The organism is Paenibacillus sp. OK060 (assembly GCF_900101205.1).
GTDB classification, from domain to species: domain Bacteria; phylum Bacillota; class Bacilli; order Paenibacillales; family Paenibacillaceae; genus Paenibacillus; species Paenibacillus marchantiae.
On sequence record NZ_FNFR01000002.1, the window covers coordinates 204,000 to 219,604 of the forward strand.

At 40.8% G+C, this 15,605-nt stretch carries 18 protein-coding genes; 6 read left to right on the forward strand and 12 right to left on the reverse strand.

All coding sequences use genetic code 11. The features are described 5' to 3' along the window. Window positions 1–47 precede the first annotated feature (47 nt). The 3 genes from BLS14_RS07270 (at window position 48) to BLS14_RS07280 (ending at window position 2,452) form a co-directional block, all read left to right on the forward strand. On the forward strand, window positions 48–728 hold the full coding sequence (locus BLS14_RS07270) for a response regulator transcription factor (RefSeq protein WP_090950566.1): 681 nt from the start codon (window positions 48–50) through the stop codon (window positions 726–728). A 190-nt stretch (window positions 729–918) separates the two neighbouring features. Beyond that, window positions 919–1,821 (forward strand): HAMP domain-containing sensor histidine kinase, encoded by a 903-nt coding sequence (locus tag BLS14_RS07275; RefSeq protein WP_256336382.1) that lies wholly within the window; start codon window positions 919–921, stop codon window positions 1,819–1,821. Between the two features lie 34 nt (window positions 1,822–1,855). Then, a complete protein-coding gene (locus BLS14_RS07280) occupies window positions 1,856–2,452 on the forward strand; it encodes a class I SAM-dependent methyltransferase (RefSeq protein WP_072733079.1) in 597 nt (198 codons plus the stop codon). A 218-nt stretch (window positions 2,453–2,670) separates the two neighbouring features. On the opposite strand, the gene BLS14_RS07285 is transcribed toward BLS14_RS07280, so the two are convergent. From BLS14_RS07285 to fabZ, 6 genes are all read right to left on the reverse strand, one after another. Then, window positions 2,671–3,690 (reverse strand): phosphotransferase, encoded by a 1,020-nt coding sequence (locus BLS14_RS07285; RefSeq protein WP_176854422.1) that lies wholly within the window; start codon window positions 3,688–3,690, stop codon window positions 2,671–2,673. A gap of 488 nt (window positions 3,691–4,178) precedes the next feature. Continuing rightward, window positions 4,179–4,499 carry a hypothetical protein gene (locus BLS14_RS07290; RefSeq protein ID WP_090950574.1) on the reverse strand — a complete coding sequence of 107 codons (321 nt, stop codon included), beginning with the start codon at window positions 4,497–4,499 and terminating at the stop codon, window positions 4,179–4,181. A 70-nt stretch (window positions 4,500–4,569) separates the two neighbouring features. After that, a complete protein-coding gene (locus tag BLS14_RS07295) occupies window positions 4,570–6,132 on the reverse strand; it encodes an MFS transporter (RefSeq protein ID WP_090950577.1) in 1,563 nt (520 codons plus the stop codon). A 467-nt stretch (window positions 6,133–6,599) separates the two neighbouring features. After that, the gene (locus BLS14_RS07300) at window positions 6,600–6,929 is read right to left on the reverse strand and encodes an ArsR/SmtB family transcription factor (protein ID WP_064637734.1); all 330 of its coding nucleotides are present in this window, start codon (window positions 6,927–6,929) and stop codon (window positions 6,600–6,602) included. A 165-nt stretch (window positions 6,930–7,094) separates the two neighbouring features. Then, window positions 7,095–7,562, reverse strand: coding sequence for a GNAT family N-acetyltransferase (locus BLS14_RS07305; protein WP_256336251.1), 468 nt, complete (start codon window positions 7,560–7,562; stop codon window positions 7,095–7,097). A 69-nt stretch (window positions 7,563–7,631) separates the two neighbouring features. Then, on the reverse strand, window positions 7,632–8,072 hold the full coding sequence (gene fabZ, locus BLS14_RS07310) for a 3-hydroxyacyl-ACP dehydratase FabZ (RefSeq protein ID WP_090806731.1): 441 nt from the start codon (window positions 8,070–8,072) through the stop codon (window positions 7,632–7,634). Between the two features lie 349 nt (window positions 8,073–8,421). Here fabZ and BLS14_RS07315 point away from each other — a divergent pair, with 349 nt between their 5' ends. Next, the gene (locus BLS14_RS07315) at window positions 8,422–8,697 is read left to right on the forward strand and encodes a hypothetical protein (RefSeq protein ID WP_063563735.1); all 276 of its coding nucleotides are present in this window, start codon (window positions 8,422–8,424) and stop codon (window positions 8,695–8,697) included. Window positions 8,698–9,142: 445 nt separating this feature from the next. Here the strand turns inward: BLS14_RS07315 and BLS14_RS07320 are convergent, their stop codons facing one another. Further along, entirely contained in the window at window positions 9,143–9,565 is a 423-nt protein-coding gene (locus BLS14_RS07320) for a MarR family winged helix-turn-helix transcriptional regulator (RefSeq protein ID WP_090950586.1), read from the reverse strand. 143 nt (window positions 9,566–9,708) lie between these two features. On the opposite strand from BLS14_RS07320, the gene BLS14_RS07325 reads away from it, so the two are divergent. Further along, window positions 9,709–11,193 (forward strand): MFS transporter, encoded by a 1,485-nt coding sequence (locus tag BLS14_RS07325; protein WP_371121621.1) that lies wholly within the window; start codon window positions 9,709–9,711, stop codon window positions 11,191–11,193. 548 nt (window positions 11,194–11,741) lie between these two features. Here BLS14_RS07325 and BLS14_RS07330 read toward each other — a convergent pair. From BLS14_RS07330 to BLS14_RS33065, 3 genes are all read right to left on the reverse strand, one after another. Continuing rightward, window positions 11,742–12,713: an aldo/keto reductase gene (locus BLS14_RS07330; protein ID WP_064637728.1), complete on the reverse strand. Its 972-nt coding sequence runs from the start codon at window positions 12,711–12,713 to the stop codon at window positions 11,742–11,744. A gap of 65 nt (window positions 12,714–12,778) precedes the next feature. Beyond that, window positions 12,779–12,910, reverse strand: a complete 132-nt coding sequence (locus BLS14_RS33060; RefSeq protein ID WP_256336254.1) for a hypothetical protein — start codon at window positions 12,908–12,910, stop codon at window positions 12,779–12,781. Further along, entirely contained in the window at window positions 12,898–13,218 is a 321-nt protein-coding gene (locus tag BLS14_RS33065) for an SDR family NAD(P)-dependent oxidoreductase (RefSeq protein WP_348537067.1), read from the reverse strand. Before BLS14_RS33065 ends, BLS14_RS33060 begins: the two co-directional genes overlap by 13 nt. A gap of 213 nt (window positions 13,219–13,431) precedes the next feature. On the opposite strand from BLS14_RS33065, the gene BLS14_RS07340 reads away from it, so the two are divergent. Then, complete coding sequence (locus BLS14_RS07340; RefSeq protein WP_063563732.1) at window positions 13,432–13,902, forward strand: MarR family winged helix-turn-helix transcriptional regulator; 471 nt, start codon at window positions 13,432–13,434, stop codon at window positions 13,900–13,902. Between the two features lie 244 nt (window positions 13,903–14,146). Here BLS14_RS07340 and BLS14_RS07345 read toward each other — a convergent pair whose 3' ends face one another. Continuing rightward, complete coding sequence (locus BLS14_RS07345) at window positions 14,147–14,443, reverse strand: immunity 53 family protein (protein WP_090806733.1); 297 nt, start codon at window positions 14,441–14,443, stop codon at window positions 14,147–14,149. Window positions 14,444–14,476: 33 nt separating this feature from the next. Beyond that, on the reverse strand, window positions 14,477–15,562 hold the full coding sequence (locus tag BLS14_RS07350; RefSeq protein ID WP_090950591.1) for a protein kinase: 1,086 nt from the start codon (window positions 15,560–15,562) through the stop codon (window positions 14,477–14,479). Between the last annotated feature and the right edge of the window lie 43 nt (window positions 15,563–15,605).

Consider the following 15,605-nt stretch of genomic DNA (forward strand, 5'->3'; position numbering starts at 1 on the left):
AGGATTTAAAATTTTATTTAGAACAGTCATAAAAGGAGTGTTGGATTGTGAGTACCGTTCTCATTGTTGATGATGAACCCGACATCCGTGATGTCATTCATGTCTATTTACGTAACGAAGGATATCAGGTCATTGAAGCAACCAATGGTGAAGAAGCACTAAATATTATCAAAACTACATCGGTCCAGCTCGTTATACTGGATGTCATGATGCCCATTATGGACGGAATCAAAGCCTGCTTCAAAATAAGAGAAATATCAACCTCTCCCATTATTATGCTATCCGCCAAAGAAGAGGACATAGATAAAATTACAGGCCTGACTACCGGGGCTGACGATTACATGGTCAAACCGTTTAATCCGTTAGAATTACTAGCTCGCGTTAAGGCTCAGCTACGACGCCAAACACTGATTGGCAAAGCAGAATTCAATTCACTTATCCTGATCAAGGACCTTGTCATTGATACAAGTAAACATTCCGTGAAGTTAAAGGAGAATGACATTCCACTAACTCCACTGGAGTTTTCCATTCTGGTGCTGCTTGCAAGCCATCCTGGACAAGTATTTAGCTCCGAAAAGATCTACGAAACCGTATGGAAAGAACCTTACGGGTATTCGGATAATACGGTTATGGTCCATATTCGCAATCTGCGAGAGAAACTGGAAGTGAATCCACGAGAACCTCAGTATATTAAAACGGTATGGGGAGTGGGTTATAAACTTGATTAGACGATCTAACCCCTCTCATCGAACTCGAAAGAAGAAAATACAGATTAACATTTTGATCCGAATTATTTTGAGCACCATTGCTGCAGCTGTCTTTAATAATATGCTCATTTACCTATCTATAGATGTTTTTAAAGCTTGGGAGCAGGCTTGGTTTCGCAATTCGCTTCCGTATGTCATTACTCCAATTTTTATATTAACTTTTATCTTAACCTTCCTATTTTTAACACGTCGAATGGTTAAAGATATTATTCATTTGGAGCAAGGATTGCAATTCATTTCAGAAGGAAATCTGGACTACCGGGTGCCCGTTAATCGACAAGATGAACTTGGGCGAGTCGCTTCCAACATTAATCACATGACTGAACAGTTGCAGCTGCAGATGGTTAAGGAGCGCGAGCTGGAGAAATCCAAGATGGACATGATCACGGGTATCTCACATGACCTGCGCACACCGCTTACCAGCATCATCGGCTATATTGAGCTTCTAAGAACAGAATCATTTCAAGACAAAGCAGAGTATGACCGCTTCATCCAGAACACCCATAACAAAGCAACGCATTTAAAGAAGCTGCTCGATGACTTATTTGAATACACACGTCTAACCTCAGTAGATACCCAATTGGATTTGAAAAAGGTTGACCTATATCAGCTATTGGACCAGTTGCTGTTTGAATTTGAACCTTTAGCTCAGGAGAATGGAATTCATATTGAGAAAGAGATTGGCGATTCCCCAATCATGGCCTGCGTGGATAGTGATAAGATTGCTCGGGCCATCGATAATCTTCTTATGAACGCCCTGAAGTATTCTGTGAAACCTGGTGCGATTCATATTCGAATGAGTATGCGTCATGAGTACATTATCATTAAAGTCGAAAATAAAGGTGAGCCGCTCACAATAGAGCAAAAAAGTAAGCTGTTTGATCGATTTTATAAGGTTGATTATTCAAGAAGCAGCGAAGGTATTCAAACGGGGTCTGGTTTGGGTCTTTCGATTGCAAGAAATATTGCGGAGTTACATCAGGGTACCTTAACGCTTCAACATACGCATAACGTATTTACGTTCCAGTTAAGCTTGCCTGCCAACATCAAGTGAAACATTATTGAATTCAACAATGGAGGATACCGCATTGAAAACATCCGAACCGTTTCTTTTCCTGCAAGGATTCTTAAAGAACCCCAAACGAGTAGGAAGTGTCCTGCCCAGTTCCAAATTTCTAGCCCATAAAATCGTCCAGTCTGTACAATGGGAAGAAGTTAAAACCATTGCAGAACTGGGGCCAGGAACAGGTGTTATCACACGTCTTATGAGAGCAAAATTACCGAAATCTTCAATCGTGTTTTTATTTGAGAGAGACCCCAAAATGAGGAGTAATCTGAAGAAAACATATCCTGAATTCATGTTCCATTCGAATGCATCCTATCTTTTGAAAAGGATCAATCATGAACATGTGCATCAGTTGGATAGTATCATTTGCGGACTACCATTTTTTAATTTTTCCAGAGAAATGAAACAAAACATCCTTTCACAGATGCATACAGCGCTTCGACCTGGAGGGATGTTAGTGTTGTACCAGTACTCACTTCATATGAAGAAACGATTGGCTGATTTATTCGATATTGAGAGAATTAAATTTGTGCCCCTCAGCTTCCCTCCTGTTTTTGTCTATACTTGTCGCAAAAAGAAAGATGAAGGACACAGTGAAACGAGGGAATCAGTATACTAACCATAACCATACGAAGTGATGTGAAAAAAAATGAGAAGTCTCTCTCTCTTCAAGCTCGAAGACGATTCTGCGTTTCCGCCCGGCTCAAGCTCGATTTTGGTAAAAGCTTTTATTCACTTCTCCGGGCCGGTCCAGTTTCATCATGAATAGAGTGCCGTAGCTTCCCCGCTTGTTGGGACGCAAACGTACTGCTAAATCGCATCTCATGATGAGACAATTTAATTGAGCTTATGAAGTGTACCGTTCTTATGTTCATTGAGCAGCTTTGAGAAAAGCTTGCTAGAGTAATCAATCCTACGCTCTGGAAACTCGCCTGTAAGTATAATCTTCAACATATGAAGCAGACGTTTACCCGTTAGTTCAGTAGGCCCGAGAGACCATTGTCTAATACTGGGATATAAGTATATCAACCCAGAGTAACGAAATGCTGCCCTCAATCTTTCATAAAAATCATCATAGCTAAGTGATATACCATTTGCAATTAATTCCTTGTAATAAATTTTGGCATCCTCAAGGTTAAAATAACTAGCCAGATCAATATAAAAGGGTGCATAATAACACCACCCGAAGTCAATAAAATAGGGTTTTCCATTGTAATAATGGATGTGGGAACCGTCTACGGATTGCAAATCTCCATGCGTAAGAGTTAGGCTTTCCTTCTCATCATACAAAGCCACCATATCACGTGCAAAAGCGTTTGCTTTTTCACGTAGTAATGGCAGATACGCGCCAAATTCCCTGTAAAAGTCGGGGTTCTGCTCTATAAGCGTTTGAAAATGGTCCACAGACACTTGTGTAACTAAATAATTTTCCCAATAATGACGGTCAGCATGGGGGAGCCACAGCATCTCCGAACCTCTATGCATATTAAGGGCATGGATTCTGGCTAATGCCTCCGCAACTCTTGGCGACCAGTCTACGCCAGGTGGAGGAGATTTAACACTACCCAAATCTTCTATCGCCATCCATCTAGGCTCATCTGTTTCTAGATCTAGTGAAAAAGTGGCGGGTGTGTTCTGATGGCCCTGGTCAGTTAACGTTTTCATTGCCATGCGTTCTTTTAGGGCAGCTTCTTTAAATATTACGCTCTCCTTTTGACCATTTTCATAAGTAACCTCTATACGACGTACATCCGCACCAGACCACCCACGTTCAGCATCCGTCATATACCCTTGCTCTAAATGACGGATCTTTCCACGTTGTAGTTCTTCGGCTAAACCTTGAGCAATTATGATCATATTATGTTCCAAATTAATCTACCTACCATTCTAGTTAATATAGGTTACTCAATAGAGCAATTTTTTGAACTCCTAAGAAATCTCAAGCAAACAGGTGTCCGACGTGCCTTCGAGTTCACTTCCTTCCTCATTATTTTTCAAAACAAAAAAAGGGCAGAAAATGAACAAATTGTTCATCTTCTGCCCCTGTAGAGAATTGACTAACGGATAACATGATGTCCAATTCAACCGAATGTCAAACAAATGACACTTGTCAAAATAGGCTTAATGTAAAAAAACCATGCATGAGAGCACGGTTCCGCAGTCAACTAGAAGTAGTCGATGTCCCATGTTCTTAACTAATGCAGGGGTTATTCCATTTTATTACATGAAGAAATAAACCACTTAAATAAGCGGATTTCTGCAAATTAAATGAAATAAACCTAATGCAATTAACTAGCTAAGAACAACAGCAGACACTTGATACTTCCCCCTTATATTGAAACTAGCTATAGTATAGATTGAAAACACGAACTAGTCAAAATTCTAAATGCTTTATGAGGAGCATCTGCAAGGTCTTCAGCTGACAACCCTCCATCCTTATGGAATACAAGCACAGTTGGCATTCCGCTGCTGGTGCCAGAGCTGTCGTTCTCTCCAATGGCTTTTTCTAATTCGCGGGCTACGGTCGAGGAGTACCCATCTGGAACATTAATCTGCCCCTTTGTTCGTACCAGATCCTGCATCCCCGGTGCGGTAACCATCAGTCCCACCGTTGCAATCAGCCAAACCGCAATTACCAGCCATCTAAACTTCAGTATTGTTCTCATTTCTAATCTCCCTCTTAATAAAGTAAAACTAAGGATTCATCATTTCCATTGCGAGTCTCTCGAAGGAAGATTAATTCCCGTTCTGTGTATTCTTTTTGTTTTTAATCAAAATTGCACTCGCGATTGTACCAATTATTAAGAAAATACCAATCAATAGTGTTACATTTTGCATACCTGAATTAAAAGCATTAAACACGAGTGACTTCATTTCATCAAAAGCTGGCATAGCTTTAAATGCTTCAGCTTGCTTGCTATCAAAAACTTGTGAACCCCCAAAAGCTCCAGCTTTATGGAAAACATCCAGCATTTGATTTCTAAACTCGGTAGGAATATTGGCTAAATTCATGATACTTGTGTTCAATGAAGCGTTATAACCTTCCGTTAATTTAATTCCAAGCATTACAACACCAAAGGAGATACCCACTTGTCTAAAAACATTTAAAATACCCGAAGCCATACCTACATACTCTTTATCAACTGAACTCATAGCAGCATTAGTAATAGGTGGATTAACTAGAGCATTACTAATACCTAAAAGAATAAAACCAGGCATCAGATAGCTCCACTCAAACGGAGCTTTGATCATATAACGCATAACAAATATTCCGATTGCACCGATCAATAGTGCTCCACTAACTAACCAACGGTTACCAATTTTCCCCGAGATAATTCCTGCAATTGGACCAAGAACTATCGTAAAACCACTAATGAGTAACATTTTTGCACCTGTATCAAAAGCCGAGTAACCCATGTAATTTTGCATAAGAATGGTTAAATAGGTAAAGCCTCCATATAGTCCAGCACCTAATACAAAAGCTGCGATATTAGCACCATTAAATGTCCAATTTCTAAAAATAGATAATTCAATCATCGGCTGTTCTACTTTTTTTTCGGTAATGATAAAAGCTATAAGTAAAATAAGTGATAATCCAAGTAGACTTAAAATGTGCCAATCAGTCCATGCGTAATCTCCATTCACTGACTTTTGAATTAAGGCTAGAATCATCGTAAAAATCATCGCTGTACTGAAAATCAGTCCCCAAATATCAATTCGTCCATTTTTGTTTGTTTCACTTTCTTTAATCACAAACATTCCTAATATAATTGCTACAACCGCAACTGGAATGTTAACAAGAAAAATAGATCTCCAACCAAAAACATCGACTAATGCTCCTCCGACCAAAGGACCACCGGCAATAGCAAGCCCAACGGCACTACTCCAAATACCTAGTGCAAGTCCTCTTTGATTTTCAGGAAATGAAGAAGTAACTATCGTTAAAGATAATGACATCATAGCTGCGCCACCAATTCCTTGAAATCCACGGAAGATGTTTAACCAAATATCACTGTTTGCCAATCCACTGGCTAAAGAGCCAATCATAAAAATACCCAATCCTAATAAAAAGACTTTTTTACGTCCGATAATGTCGCCTAATTTTGAAACTGGCAACAACATTGCCGCATAAACTAAAGTATAGGCATTCAACACCCATTGGAGATTTGAAAAACTCGATGAAAAATTTTGTTGTATATCTGGTAATGCAACATTGACAATTGTAATGTCTAACATGGCCATAAATACGGTTAAACTTACCGTGGCTAGAACCCACCATTTTCTTTTTGATTGTGTCAAAATAAAAACTCCTCTCATGTATACGTGCGTACAAATGCATATATATATTAAAATGAAGAGCACTACATTATTTCGAATTCATGAGTGCTTTCATATTGTTAGCCGTTATCTGAATATCAACAGAGGAAAAGTTATAAAAGTACCCTGCAAGTTCACTTCATATTCCGATAATCCAGATCATGCATCTTTGATTGAATTAAAATAAACCTCTTTATCGTGTATACGTGTGTACAAATGCATATATATATTAATATAAAAAGCACTGCATTATTGCAAATTCATGAGTGCTTTCATATTGTTAGCCGTTATCTGAATATCAACAGAGGAAAAGTTATAAAAGTACCCTGCAAGTTCACTTCATATTCCGATAATCCAGATCATGCATCTTTGATTGAATTAAAATAAACCTCTTTATCGTGTATACGTGTGTACAAATGCATATATATATCAATATAAAAAGCACTGCATTATTGCAAATTCATGAGTGCTTTCATATTGTTAGCTGTTTGTTCAAATTTATCTACAATGAAATTGTTATTCGTTTTGTAATAAACTTCTCGCCCTTCTTTTCTCCTTTGAACGATACCAAAACGACTCATGAAGTCAAGGTGCCGAGAAATAACTGAACGATTCTGTGGAAAATATTCTGCAATACCACCGATTGTCATTTCACCATTTGCAGAAAGAAAAATTAACAACTCACTCCGCACTGGATCAAGTACCGCTCGAAAAAACTCAATATCAATATTGTCTTCTATCAGCTTTTTACATTTATTTGGATCAAGATTTAATCCCATTGTCATACCCCCTGAATTCATTATATGCATTCGTGTGCACATGTCAATGTTTTCGGGAAAATTCAATGAACGAAATTTTATATCCCGTACTTACACCTCCATAAAATCAGTCAGGGAGTCTCTATATCTTTTGATCAGCTGTTATTCATTTTTCTTACCTACTGCTCAATCCCAGTGCTTTTCCATGGCTTCTTCACATCGAGAAAAACCATTTTTTGAATAAAACTTTACACTCTCACTACTTGGCCAAAGTATAAGAAACTCAACCTCATTTTCTTTTGACCATTTTTCCATAGCTTTATGAATTTCTGAGCCGATACCTAGATTCCTGAAAGCAGGGCGAGTATAAACATTCGTAACGTAACCGTAATAAGGATCTGGTGATTTCCCTGGCCTCGGAACTTTATGTATTAATTGCATATACATATGTGAGACAAGACTTAGACTTCCACTAATCTCTGCAATCCAAATATACCAATCTCCACTTTTGATAGCTTTCACCAAGAACTCACTACAAACCTGGTTAAATTCCTCAAATGTGACCGCAGTATCCACACTTTCCTCTTCCGAGAAGTCCCAACGCATTTGAACAAGCTGAGGCACATCCTCCAACGTGGCCAAGCGAATTATCATCATACATCCCACCTTGCTTTTAAATATCTTTAAACTTCATTTTATTATATCTTTGCGCTAACCAGCCCGTTAGTTGAATGCCTCAATAGAATTAAATGCAAACATTATTTCTGCTTCACAAACCAATTCATTGTTTACCTTTGCGATGCCTATTCCTTTGACAATCTGTCCCTTGGCTCGGGTCACTTCGAATTCCAGATGGAGTTGATCCCCTGGTTTTACTTGCTTTTTGAACCGACAATTATCAATACCAGTCAGTAACCCTATCTTATGGTTATTACTCTCTACGTTGGACATAGCGATACCACCCACCTGTGCCAGTGCTTCTACAATCAAGACTCCAGGCATGACAGGATAATCGGGAAAGTGACCAAGGAAATAAGGTTCATTAAAAGTCACATTTTTGATTCCAACAGCTTTCTTTCCCTCAACAATTTCTAAGATTCTATCGACCAAAAGAAAGGGATATCTATGGGGAATAAGCTCTATAATTCGATTAATATCAAGCATGGATTTCCTCCTCTAATATTGGCTTATAACCATTCTAACGTCATTTGGAGAAATCAGCCATTTTTATACTAACCTGCCCCCTGACCTTTCTCTTCTTTCACCAACCCTAATCTTCCCAGCCGCTACAAAAATCGGACATGCTCGAGTACCCGGCAATAAAGAACAAGGAAAGTCAATAAGCGATTGGACTTCTGCATTGTGGCTATGAGTATGAGAAATAACGATGCTCCTATTCCTAACAATTGACAGCTAATATAAATACCGCTTTAACAGAACGTACGTTCCTGTTATTATGTAATTATAGTGTTTTTGTTCTGGATTATATTTCTACTTAGAAAGGATACATAATATGAATTTATATAAGTTTGAATTAACGGTTAACGGATTTCTTTTACGCGTTCATTTTAGTGCCTCTGAAGAAAGTGGGCTAAAATGGTGTAAACGAATTGCTTCTGAATTCCAGAGTCATGTTGCTAATTTGGAGATAAAAGTTGATATACATAAAAAGGAGAAGCAAAAGAATGCATGGGAATATCACGGAAAACCTTATTTATATGATCGAACACTGAGGAAAAAGCCGCTGACAAAGAAAAACAATGTAGCTGAATCAACTGCTGCTATGTAAAGGGAATTATAGAGACGGAGAATTTAGCATACTGGAACATTTATTTGTTGTGTTTGAATTTCACGTTAAGTACGATACTGAAAATAAAATATTTTTATTGAAATCGAGGAATACTTTCAACATTAATATTAACTTCTCGCCATAAGCTCAGCTCAAGCATAGTTATTTTAGGATTTAGTGTGGGCGGATTTTGGGCTATCTCTATTGCAGTTAATATACCCACAAACCCAATCTGGGTATAACGGATCGAACCCAGCTTTTTTACAAACCCGTTCAATCAGGCCGGAAACATGCCGACAAGCAGTACGATCAGGCAAATCGTGGCTACGACTGACAGAGCCGGGATCATGATACCGATCACTCGGGCAATTCCCAGATACCCGGTCGTGGTTATGATCCATTCTTTTCCGGCAATATCCGCGTCAGTTGCTATGAACTTGATAATCTAGCCCTGTTTGCTGTCGTAAATTTTTTTCAGCAGGTCCGCAAACTGCTGTGTATCGCTTTCGGACAAACAATTCGTCATCTGAAGGCTGAACTCATCCAAAATCCGTTTCAGCACAGGTTCGAAATCTTTCGCTTTTTGCGTTGGATAAAGCAGGTATGAACGACGATCGCGAGCATCCACCGAACGGTAAACGTATCCAGCCTCCTCTAGCTGCTTGACGCAACGGGTCGTAGTCGCTTTATCGAACTTCACTTCATTTGTGAGCTGGTCCTGGTTAAGCCCGGGATTCGACAAGATCGCCTTAAGATAACTGTGGTGCCCGCCCCCGCCGATATCAAATGGTTTTAATATACCAGCCAATTCTTTTTGGTTAATACGATGAACGTAGGACAACATTTTGCCAATCGAAGGTTTCTTCAACCCAGTACCTCCTTAAAATCTTTTGTATCCAAAAATTTTACCTCATGCAAGTTGCGTACGCAACTAACTTAAAGTATAATCAAAACCAAATTAGTTGCTAATGCAACTAATTGTTTTTGACGATAGTAAGGAGTGATTATTTAGTGAAACTGAAACTGGAAGACGAGAATCGTTTCATTACTTATCAAGATGACCCAGTTATCCAGAAAAGACGTTGGATCATCCTGATAGTCCTGAATTTATTTACATTTATGTCGACGCTCGACGGCAGCATCGTCAATATTGCTCTGCCCGTTATCGCGAAGCGGATGGATCTGACAGTCGCTGAAGCGGAATGGATAGTCACCGCTTACCTGATGACCATTTGTGCAGCGATCCTCTTTTTCGGTAAGCTTGGAGACATTGTTGGTAAAATTAAAGTGTTCAAATGGGGTATGGTTATTTTCACGCTTGGTTCCCTTCTGTGTGGGTTCAGCTTCAGCCTGCCTCTTCTCCTGGGTTCACGACTACTCCAAGCCCTGGGCGCAGCGATGACGATGGCCAACAGCCAGGGCATCATTACAGACATCTTCCCAACAACAGAACGTGGAAAAGCATTGGGGTTGATCGGGACATTTGTCTCCCTTGGCAGTATAGCTGGACCGAGCCTGGGCGGTTTTATCGTATCCGGACTGGGTTGGGAGTATATATTTTTGGTGAATATACCGGTTGGGCTGATCGCGATTGCGATTGGGTGGAAGGTACTTCCTGCTGATCGCACCAAACTGAAGGTCCTTATTGATAAGGCCGGGGGTTTTCTATTCCCTCTATTTATCATAGCTTTGTTTTCAGGTCTACTGCTCGGGCAGCAGGTCGGTTATGGAGATATGCGGATCGTCGCTGCATTAATCATCTCCGCCATTGTTTTTGTTATTTTCCTTTTCGTTGAGATTCGTAAACCAGAACCCATGCTAAAGCTTACCCTGTTTAAAAATCCGCTGTTCAGCTTAAGCATTTTATGCGGCTTTCTGGTATTTGTGGCCAACTTTTGTTTTAACATCATCGCACCGTTCTATACGCAAAGTATTTTGAATCTTACACCCTCCCATGCTGGGCTCCTGCTAATGCTGTTTCCGATTGTCATGGTAATCGTAGCTCCACTCAGTGGCGCACTATCGGACAAAATTGGTTCCGAGCTGCTCACTTTTGCAGGACTCATTGTGATGGTTATCGCTCAAGTCGGACTTGCACGACTTCATAGCGGCAGCTCTATCATTCTGGTTGGGAGTTGGATTGGTATGCTCGGTCTCGGCAGCGGTTTGTTTCAATCACCGAACAACTCGTTGGTAATGTCGAAAGTGCCCAAAACCCAGCTCGGAATTGCAGGGAGTATTAACTCACTTGTCCGCAATATGGGCATGGTCGTGGGAATTACGGTTGCTACTACCACCCTATTTGGTGTTATGAGTAACTTAGCTGGTCATAGGGTCACAGGACTTGTGCCGGGCCGCCCCGATCTTTTTCTATCGGGCATGCACGTGGTTTTCATGACCTCCGCTTCAATATGCTTAGTAGCTGCAGTACTTACGGGTTGGAGGCTGTGGTCGGCAAAACGGACTTTACGCCGCGAACATTTACGGTCTCGATAATAATATACTGGAACTGTAAATCAACTGAGGTGCTGTTCTAGTCAAAAAAATAAATTATGTGAAAAGTAAAAATGTTAATTAGTAAAATTATTTATGTACTCTTTTTTTTCGGGCATAAATTAGATTGATACCCAATCATAAATAAAGGCACTCAGTAATTGCGTGCCTTCTATGCCCGAGAGGTACAACCCTTTTCACTTCTTATCCTCCCCAAAATGGAAAAACCCTCTCTAATACAGCTGACCTCGTGTTAATTGTTAACCGTATTTTTTGCGCTAACGATCATTCAATCCATGTTCAATAGATTAGGGGTTATTCCAGAAAGTTCCCCGCCATTTTGCCTATAAGGTATGCCTGAAACCAGGTTTACCGTTTTTTTAATCGGCTCCCAAATGTCTTCAACTGCTTGTCACATCGAAAAAGCGAATAAACTCTTCAAGGATCGCATCCAAGAAGAGTTTATTACAAAAGTTTTAGCTTATAGAATCGATGTTGTTGGTGAGGATATCGATACAGAACGGTATCATAATAAAGGATATGTGTCCAATTTATACTAATGCATGTGGTATATAAAGTTCTTCTAAACGGGTAATTTCTTCAGACGTTAATTTAACCGATAACGCTGAAACCGCATCTTCAAGATGGCTGATTTTGGTCGAACCGATTATTGGTGCTGTGACCTCTTCCTTTTGCAGCAACCATGCAAGAGCAACTTGTGCGCGCGGAATCCCTCGGTTAGCGGCAACTTCTGCTACTCTTTCAGCAACTTTGCGATCAGCTTCTTCCGTTTTTATAAACAACGCTTTTGCTATTTGGTCGTTCTCGGATCGCGAGGTCTGCTCATTCCAGTCCCGGGTTAACCGGCCTGCCGCCAAAGGCAGGTAAGGAGTGATGCCAACGCCCTCATCTTTGCAAAGGGGGAGCATTTCTCTTTCTTCTTCCCGATAAAGCAAGTTGAGTCTATTTTCCATGGAAACAAAACGTGTCCAGCCATTGCGCTCCGCGACATGCTGCGCTTTCGCAAATTGCCATGCCAACATGGAGGATGCTCCGATATATCTAACCTTTCCCGCCTTAACTAAATCGTGAAGAGCCTCCATTGTCTCCTCGATTGGTGTATTAGGATCCCACCGATGGATCTGGTACAAATCGACGTAGTCCGTTCCAAGCCGTTTTAGACTGTTATCAATTTCGGTCATGATGGCTTTACGAGAAAGTCCCATTGCATTCGGACCTTTGCGCATCGGAACAAATACCTTTGTAGCAATGACGGTTTCATCACGACGGGCGAAATCCTTTAATGCACGTCCAAGAAATTCTTCACTTGTTCCATCCGAATACATATTAGCAGTACTAAAAAAATTAATGCCCATTTCGACTGCTTCTTTAATGATCGCTCTGCTGTCCTCTTCATCCAATGACCATGGGGTATTGCCGCGTTCAGGTACGCCGAAGCTCATGGTTCCAAGACTTAACTTCGAAACATCCAAACCGCTTTGTCCCAGTTTCACATATTCCATTTAATAACACACTCCTTATATTTGTAGGCGTTACGCCTTATATTATCTGTAGATCTTCTGTTGAGTCACAAAATTGTTAAGATCCGTTGGGATGAAGTCAACCAACTCGAGCCGCTTGACACGTTAACAATACGTTCCGCTGCTGCTTCAATCAGAAGTGGCAGGATCGCTTGCGTGACAGCAATTACATCGAACACATTCGTTTCGAAAACTGTGCGTATCTCGTCGAGAGACGCGATGCTTGGGGAGCGGACCTTCCAACTTCCTCCAGTGGCCTACCTGGCAGACCTGCGGATGATATACCCGCGTTGTTAACAAGCACGTCAAGAGAGCCGAGTTCGCTGCGAATACGTGCTGAAGCAGCTGAGATGAAATCCTGATTCGTGACGTCGAGCTGTAGAGCACGAGCATCTTCACCGATACTTTTCTCTGCTGCATCCCCTTTTTCGAGATTGCGCGAGCCGATGAGTACCGCAAAGCCTTGTGACGCGAGAACTTTCGCTATTTAAAGCCCGATTCCTTTGTTTGCCCCAGTGACCAAGGCGACAGGTTTATGCATTTTTCACTCCTTCCTTTACATCCTTTGCAGAACTTTATAATTTTCATAGGTTGACATATCAACCTAAAAACAAATTCAATTCCCTTGGTTGATATGTCAACTAACAAAACAAACTGTACCATCTTGTGGTTGACGTGTCAACCATGGTATTATATTGGCATGGATATTAATGAACTAAACGACGACGAAATGCGACTATGGAATACATGGAAAGGCTCCTTTAAACGAGTCTTTGGCCACGTTGTAAAAGAAATGTCTGAATATACAGGACTATCAGAAGGTGATTTTGGAGTATTAGATCGTTTAGTCCAATTTGGGGATGGAAAACTTCGCCAACAGGAATTAGCTGACTCGATGGACTGGGATAAGAGCCGACTATCTCATCATCTAACGCGTATGGAAAAACGAGGTCTAGTTCTGAGGAAACCACTGGACACAGATCGCGGTGTGCAAGTCATTATTACTCCCGTCGGAAAGTCAGCCTTGGATGAAGCCCTTCCCATAGTCTCAAAGGCAATACGCAAGTATTTTCTAGATCTATTAACTGATCAAGATATTAAGTCAATAACTGAACTGGCGGAACGAACCAAAAAAATTGACAGATCGCCTAGTAACGACTCTTCATCTTGATCGCTGTTTTGGATGGCATGCACAACATATAAGTACTGCAATTGACAAGTAACGGGCCTCTCTCGCTAAAAATAGCGGAGGGGTCAGTTTAATTTTTCCAGTTGAAGTCGTATAGGTGTAATGCAGTCGAAACTTTATTAAATAATCATCAAATCAGTAATGTTATTGTTTTTTTATTTGGCACTAGTGTCCTAAAACAAGATTAGGGCAGCGCGATAGAAAACATCGATAACTTCCGTAATTATCATCTTTCTATGCTTGAAGCCCAATTTTTAAAGTGAATCAGTATCTCTTCTAGATTCGTTGCTCCGCCTGCACCATGAAATACTCCATCCCTCACAATACAGTAGAACCAATCTTCATCAGTTCTCTCTTCTTCTATCGAATCAAATGGCGTATCCTCTAAATAAGTTTCCGCCAAATTGATTTCAACAGACCAACCGGGATTATCCACTGTATCAATTTTCACACCATATGAATGTTCCCAATCTCCATTACAGTTTTCATAATACCAGTTCTGAAGCCATTTTAATGTATTCATCATCTCTACCTCTTCTTTGGAATTCCGTCTGGTCTAGTTAGTCTTACTACTACAGATCCGTTCAATCTCCTCAACTGGAAAAATCGTAGTTCTGCTCATCGAAACGAGATTAGTGTAGAAATCATTCATCACTACGGCTATTGGAGCGTACCGCATGATAATCTTTGCTGCTGAATCCATCATCTCTGGCAACTCGTCGCGCTCAGTACAACGGCGTATGTAGTCTATACGTTCAGTTCGGTTTACCGTGCCAACTAATGCCGTTACAAGCCAGTTCACTAACGTTGTTACCACATAACACCCATCATGAGTCTTGTTCACTTCAAGAAAATTCAATTCAGAATCGGACAGTTCAAACCGAGAAGACGTCGCAAGACCAAAGTCCGAAATATAAACACGGTTTCCGTCGGTTAAAACATTCTTAAAGTGGAGATCGAAATGATGTAACTTGTTTGCATTCATAAAGGAGACAGCGGATCGCAGATTCAAATCCACCATGGACAGTGCTGAAGCGGCTTTACTCTCACCAATAGCAATCTGTTCGGAAAGCCAGTCGTGCAGGTTGTAGGGAATGTACTCACAGAACAGTACAACACTGTACTCGGATTGTTCAAGTGCCTCAATACGGTCACCCATTTTTGAAGTATCCCAAAACTCAACCATACGGGAAACATCGCTCAGTTCATCAGAGATTGGAGTTCGTCGTTCTGGACTTTTTAACACCCGCCAGTGGTACATTAACGGAAAACTCGCACAGTGAGTTGCCAGCACCCAGTTGGTGGTCATGGTATGGGCTGCAACCTCGCGCCACACACTAAAACCTGGAGAACCTATGCCATACTGGCAATATGGAGGAAGTTTGAAAACGTTTTTCGTGGACATGGCATTTTCAGTGAGCCTTTCTTTTTCCGTAAGTGGTATTATTTTCACGAAGATGGGCGTTTCCTCAATCTGCATCAAAGCCGTTGCACCACCAATGCCAGTATCAAGACCCGTAGCATCTTCTACTCGTTCTCGAAGCTGTTCATCACTGAGCAATGTTACGGAAGTGGACACGATAGCATAGCGGGTAAGGCGAGTTTCATGAGACACATAAGACTCCTTCGGTGATGATGTCATAGGGGGTATTCTCCTTTTTTCCCAGATCGGATGGCGTGAAGTA

What these genes read in the sequence shown, in the direction of transcription:
- BLS14_RS07285 (WP_176854422.1), bottom strand. Translation starts at nt 3,690, where the DNA reads ATGATCATAATTGCTCAAGGTTTAGCCGAAGAACTACAACGTGGAAAG.
- BLS14_RS07290 (WP_090950574.1), bottom strand. Translation starts at nt 4,499, where the DNA reads ATGAGAACAATACTGAAGTTTAGATGGCTGGTAATTGCGGTTTGGCTG.
- BLS14_RS07300 (WP_064637734.1), bottom strand. Translation starts at nt 6,929, where the DNA reads ATGGGATTAAATCTTGATCCAAATAAATGTAAAAAGCTGATAGAAGAC.
- BLS14_RS07305 (WP_256336251.1), bottom strand. Translation starts at nt 7,562, where the DNA reads ATGATAATTCGCTTGGCCACGTTGGAGGATGTGCCTCAGCTTGTTCAA.
- fabZ (WP_090806731.1), bottom strand. Translation starts at nt 8,072, where the DNA reads ATGCTTGATATTAATCGAATTATAGAGCTTATTCCCCATAGATATCCC.
- BLS14_RS07315 (WP_063563735.1), top strand. Translation starts at nt 8,422, where the DNA reads ATGAATTTATATAAGTTTGAATTAACGGTTAACGGATTTCTTTTACGC.
- BLS14_RS07330 (WP_064637728.1), bottom strand. Translation starts at nt 12,713, where the DNA reads ATGGAATATGTGAAACTGGGACAAAGCGGTTTGGATGTTTCGAAGTTA.
- BLS14_RS07340 (WP_063563732.1), top strand. Translation starts at nt 13,432, where the DNA reads ATGGATATTAATGAACTAAACGACGACGAAATGCGACTATGGAATACA.
- BLS14_RS07345 (WP_090806733.1), bottom strand. Translation starts at nt 14,443, where the DNA reads ATGAATACATTAAAATGGCTTCAGAACTGGTATTATGAAAACTGTAAT.
- BLS14_RS07350 (WP_090950591.1), bottom strand. Translation starts at nt 15,562, where the DNA reads ATGACATCATCACCGAAGGAGTCTTATGTGTCTCATGAAACTCGCCTT.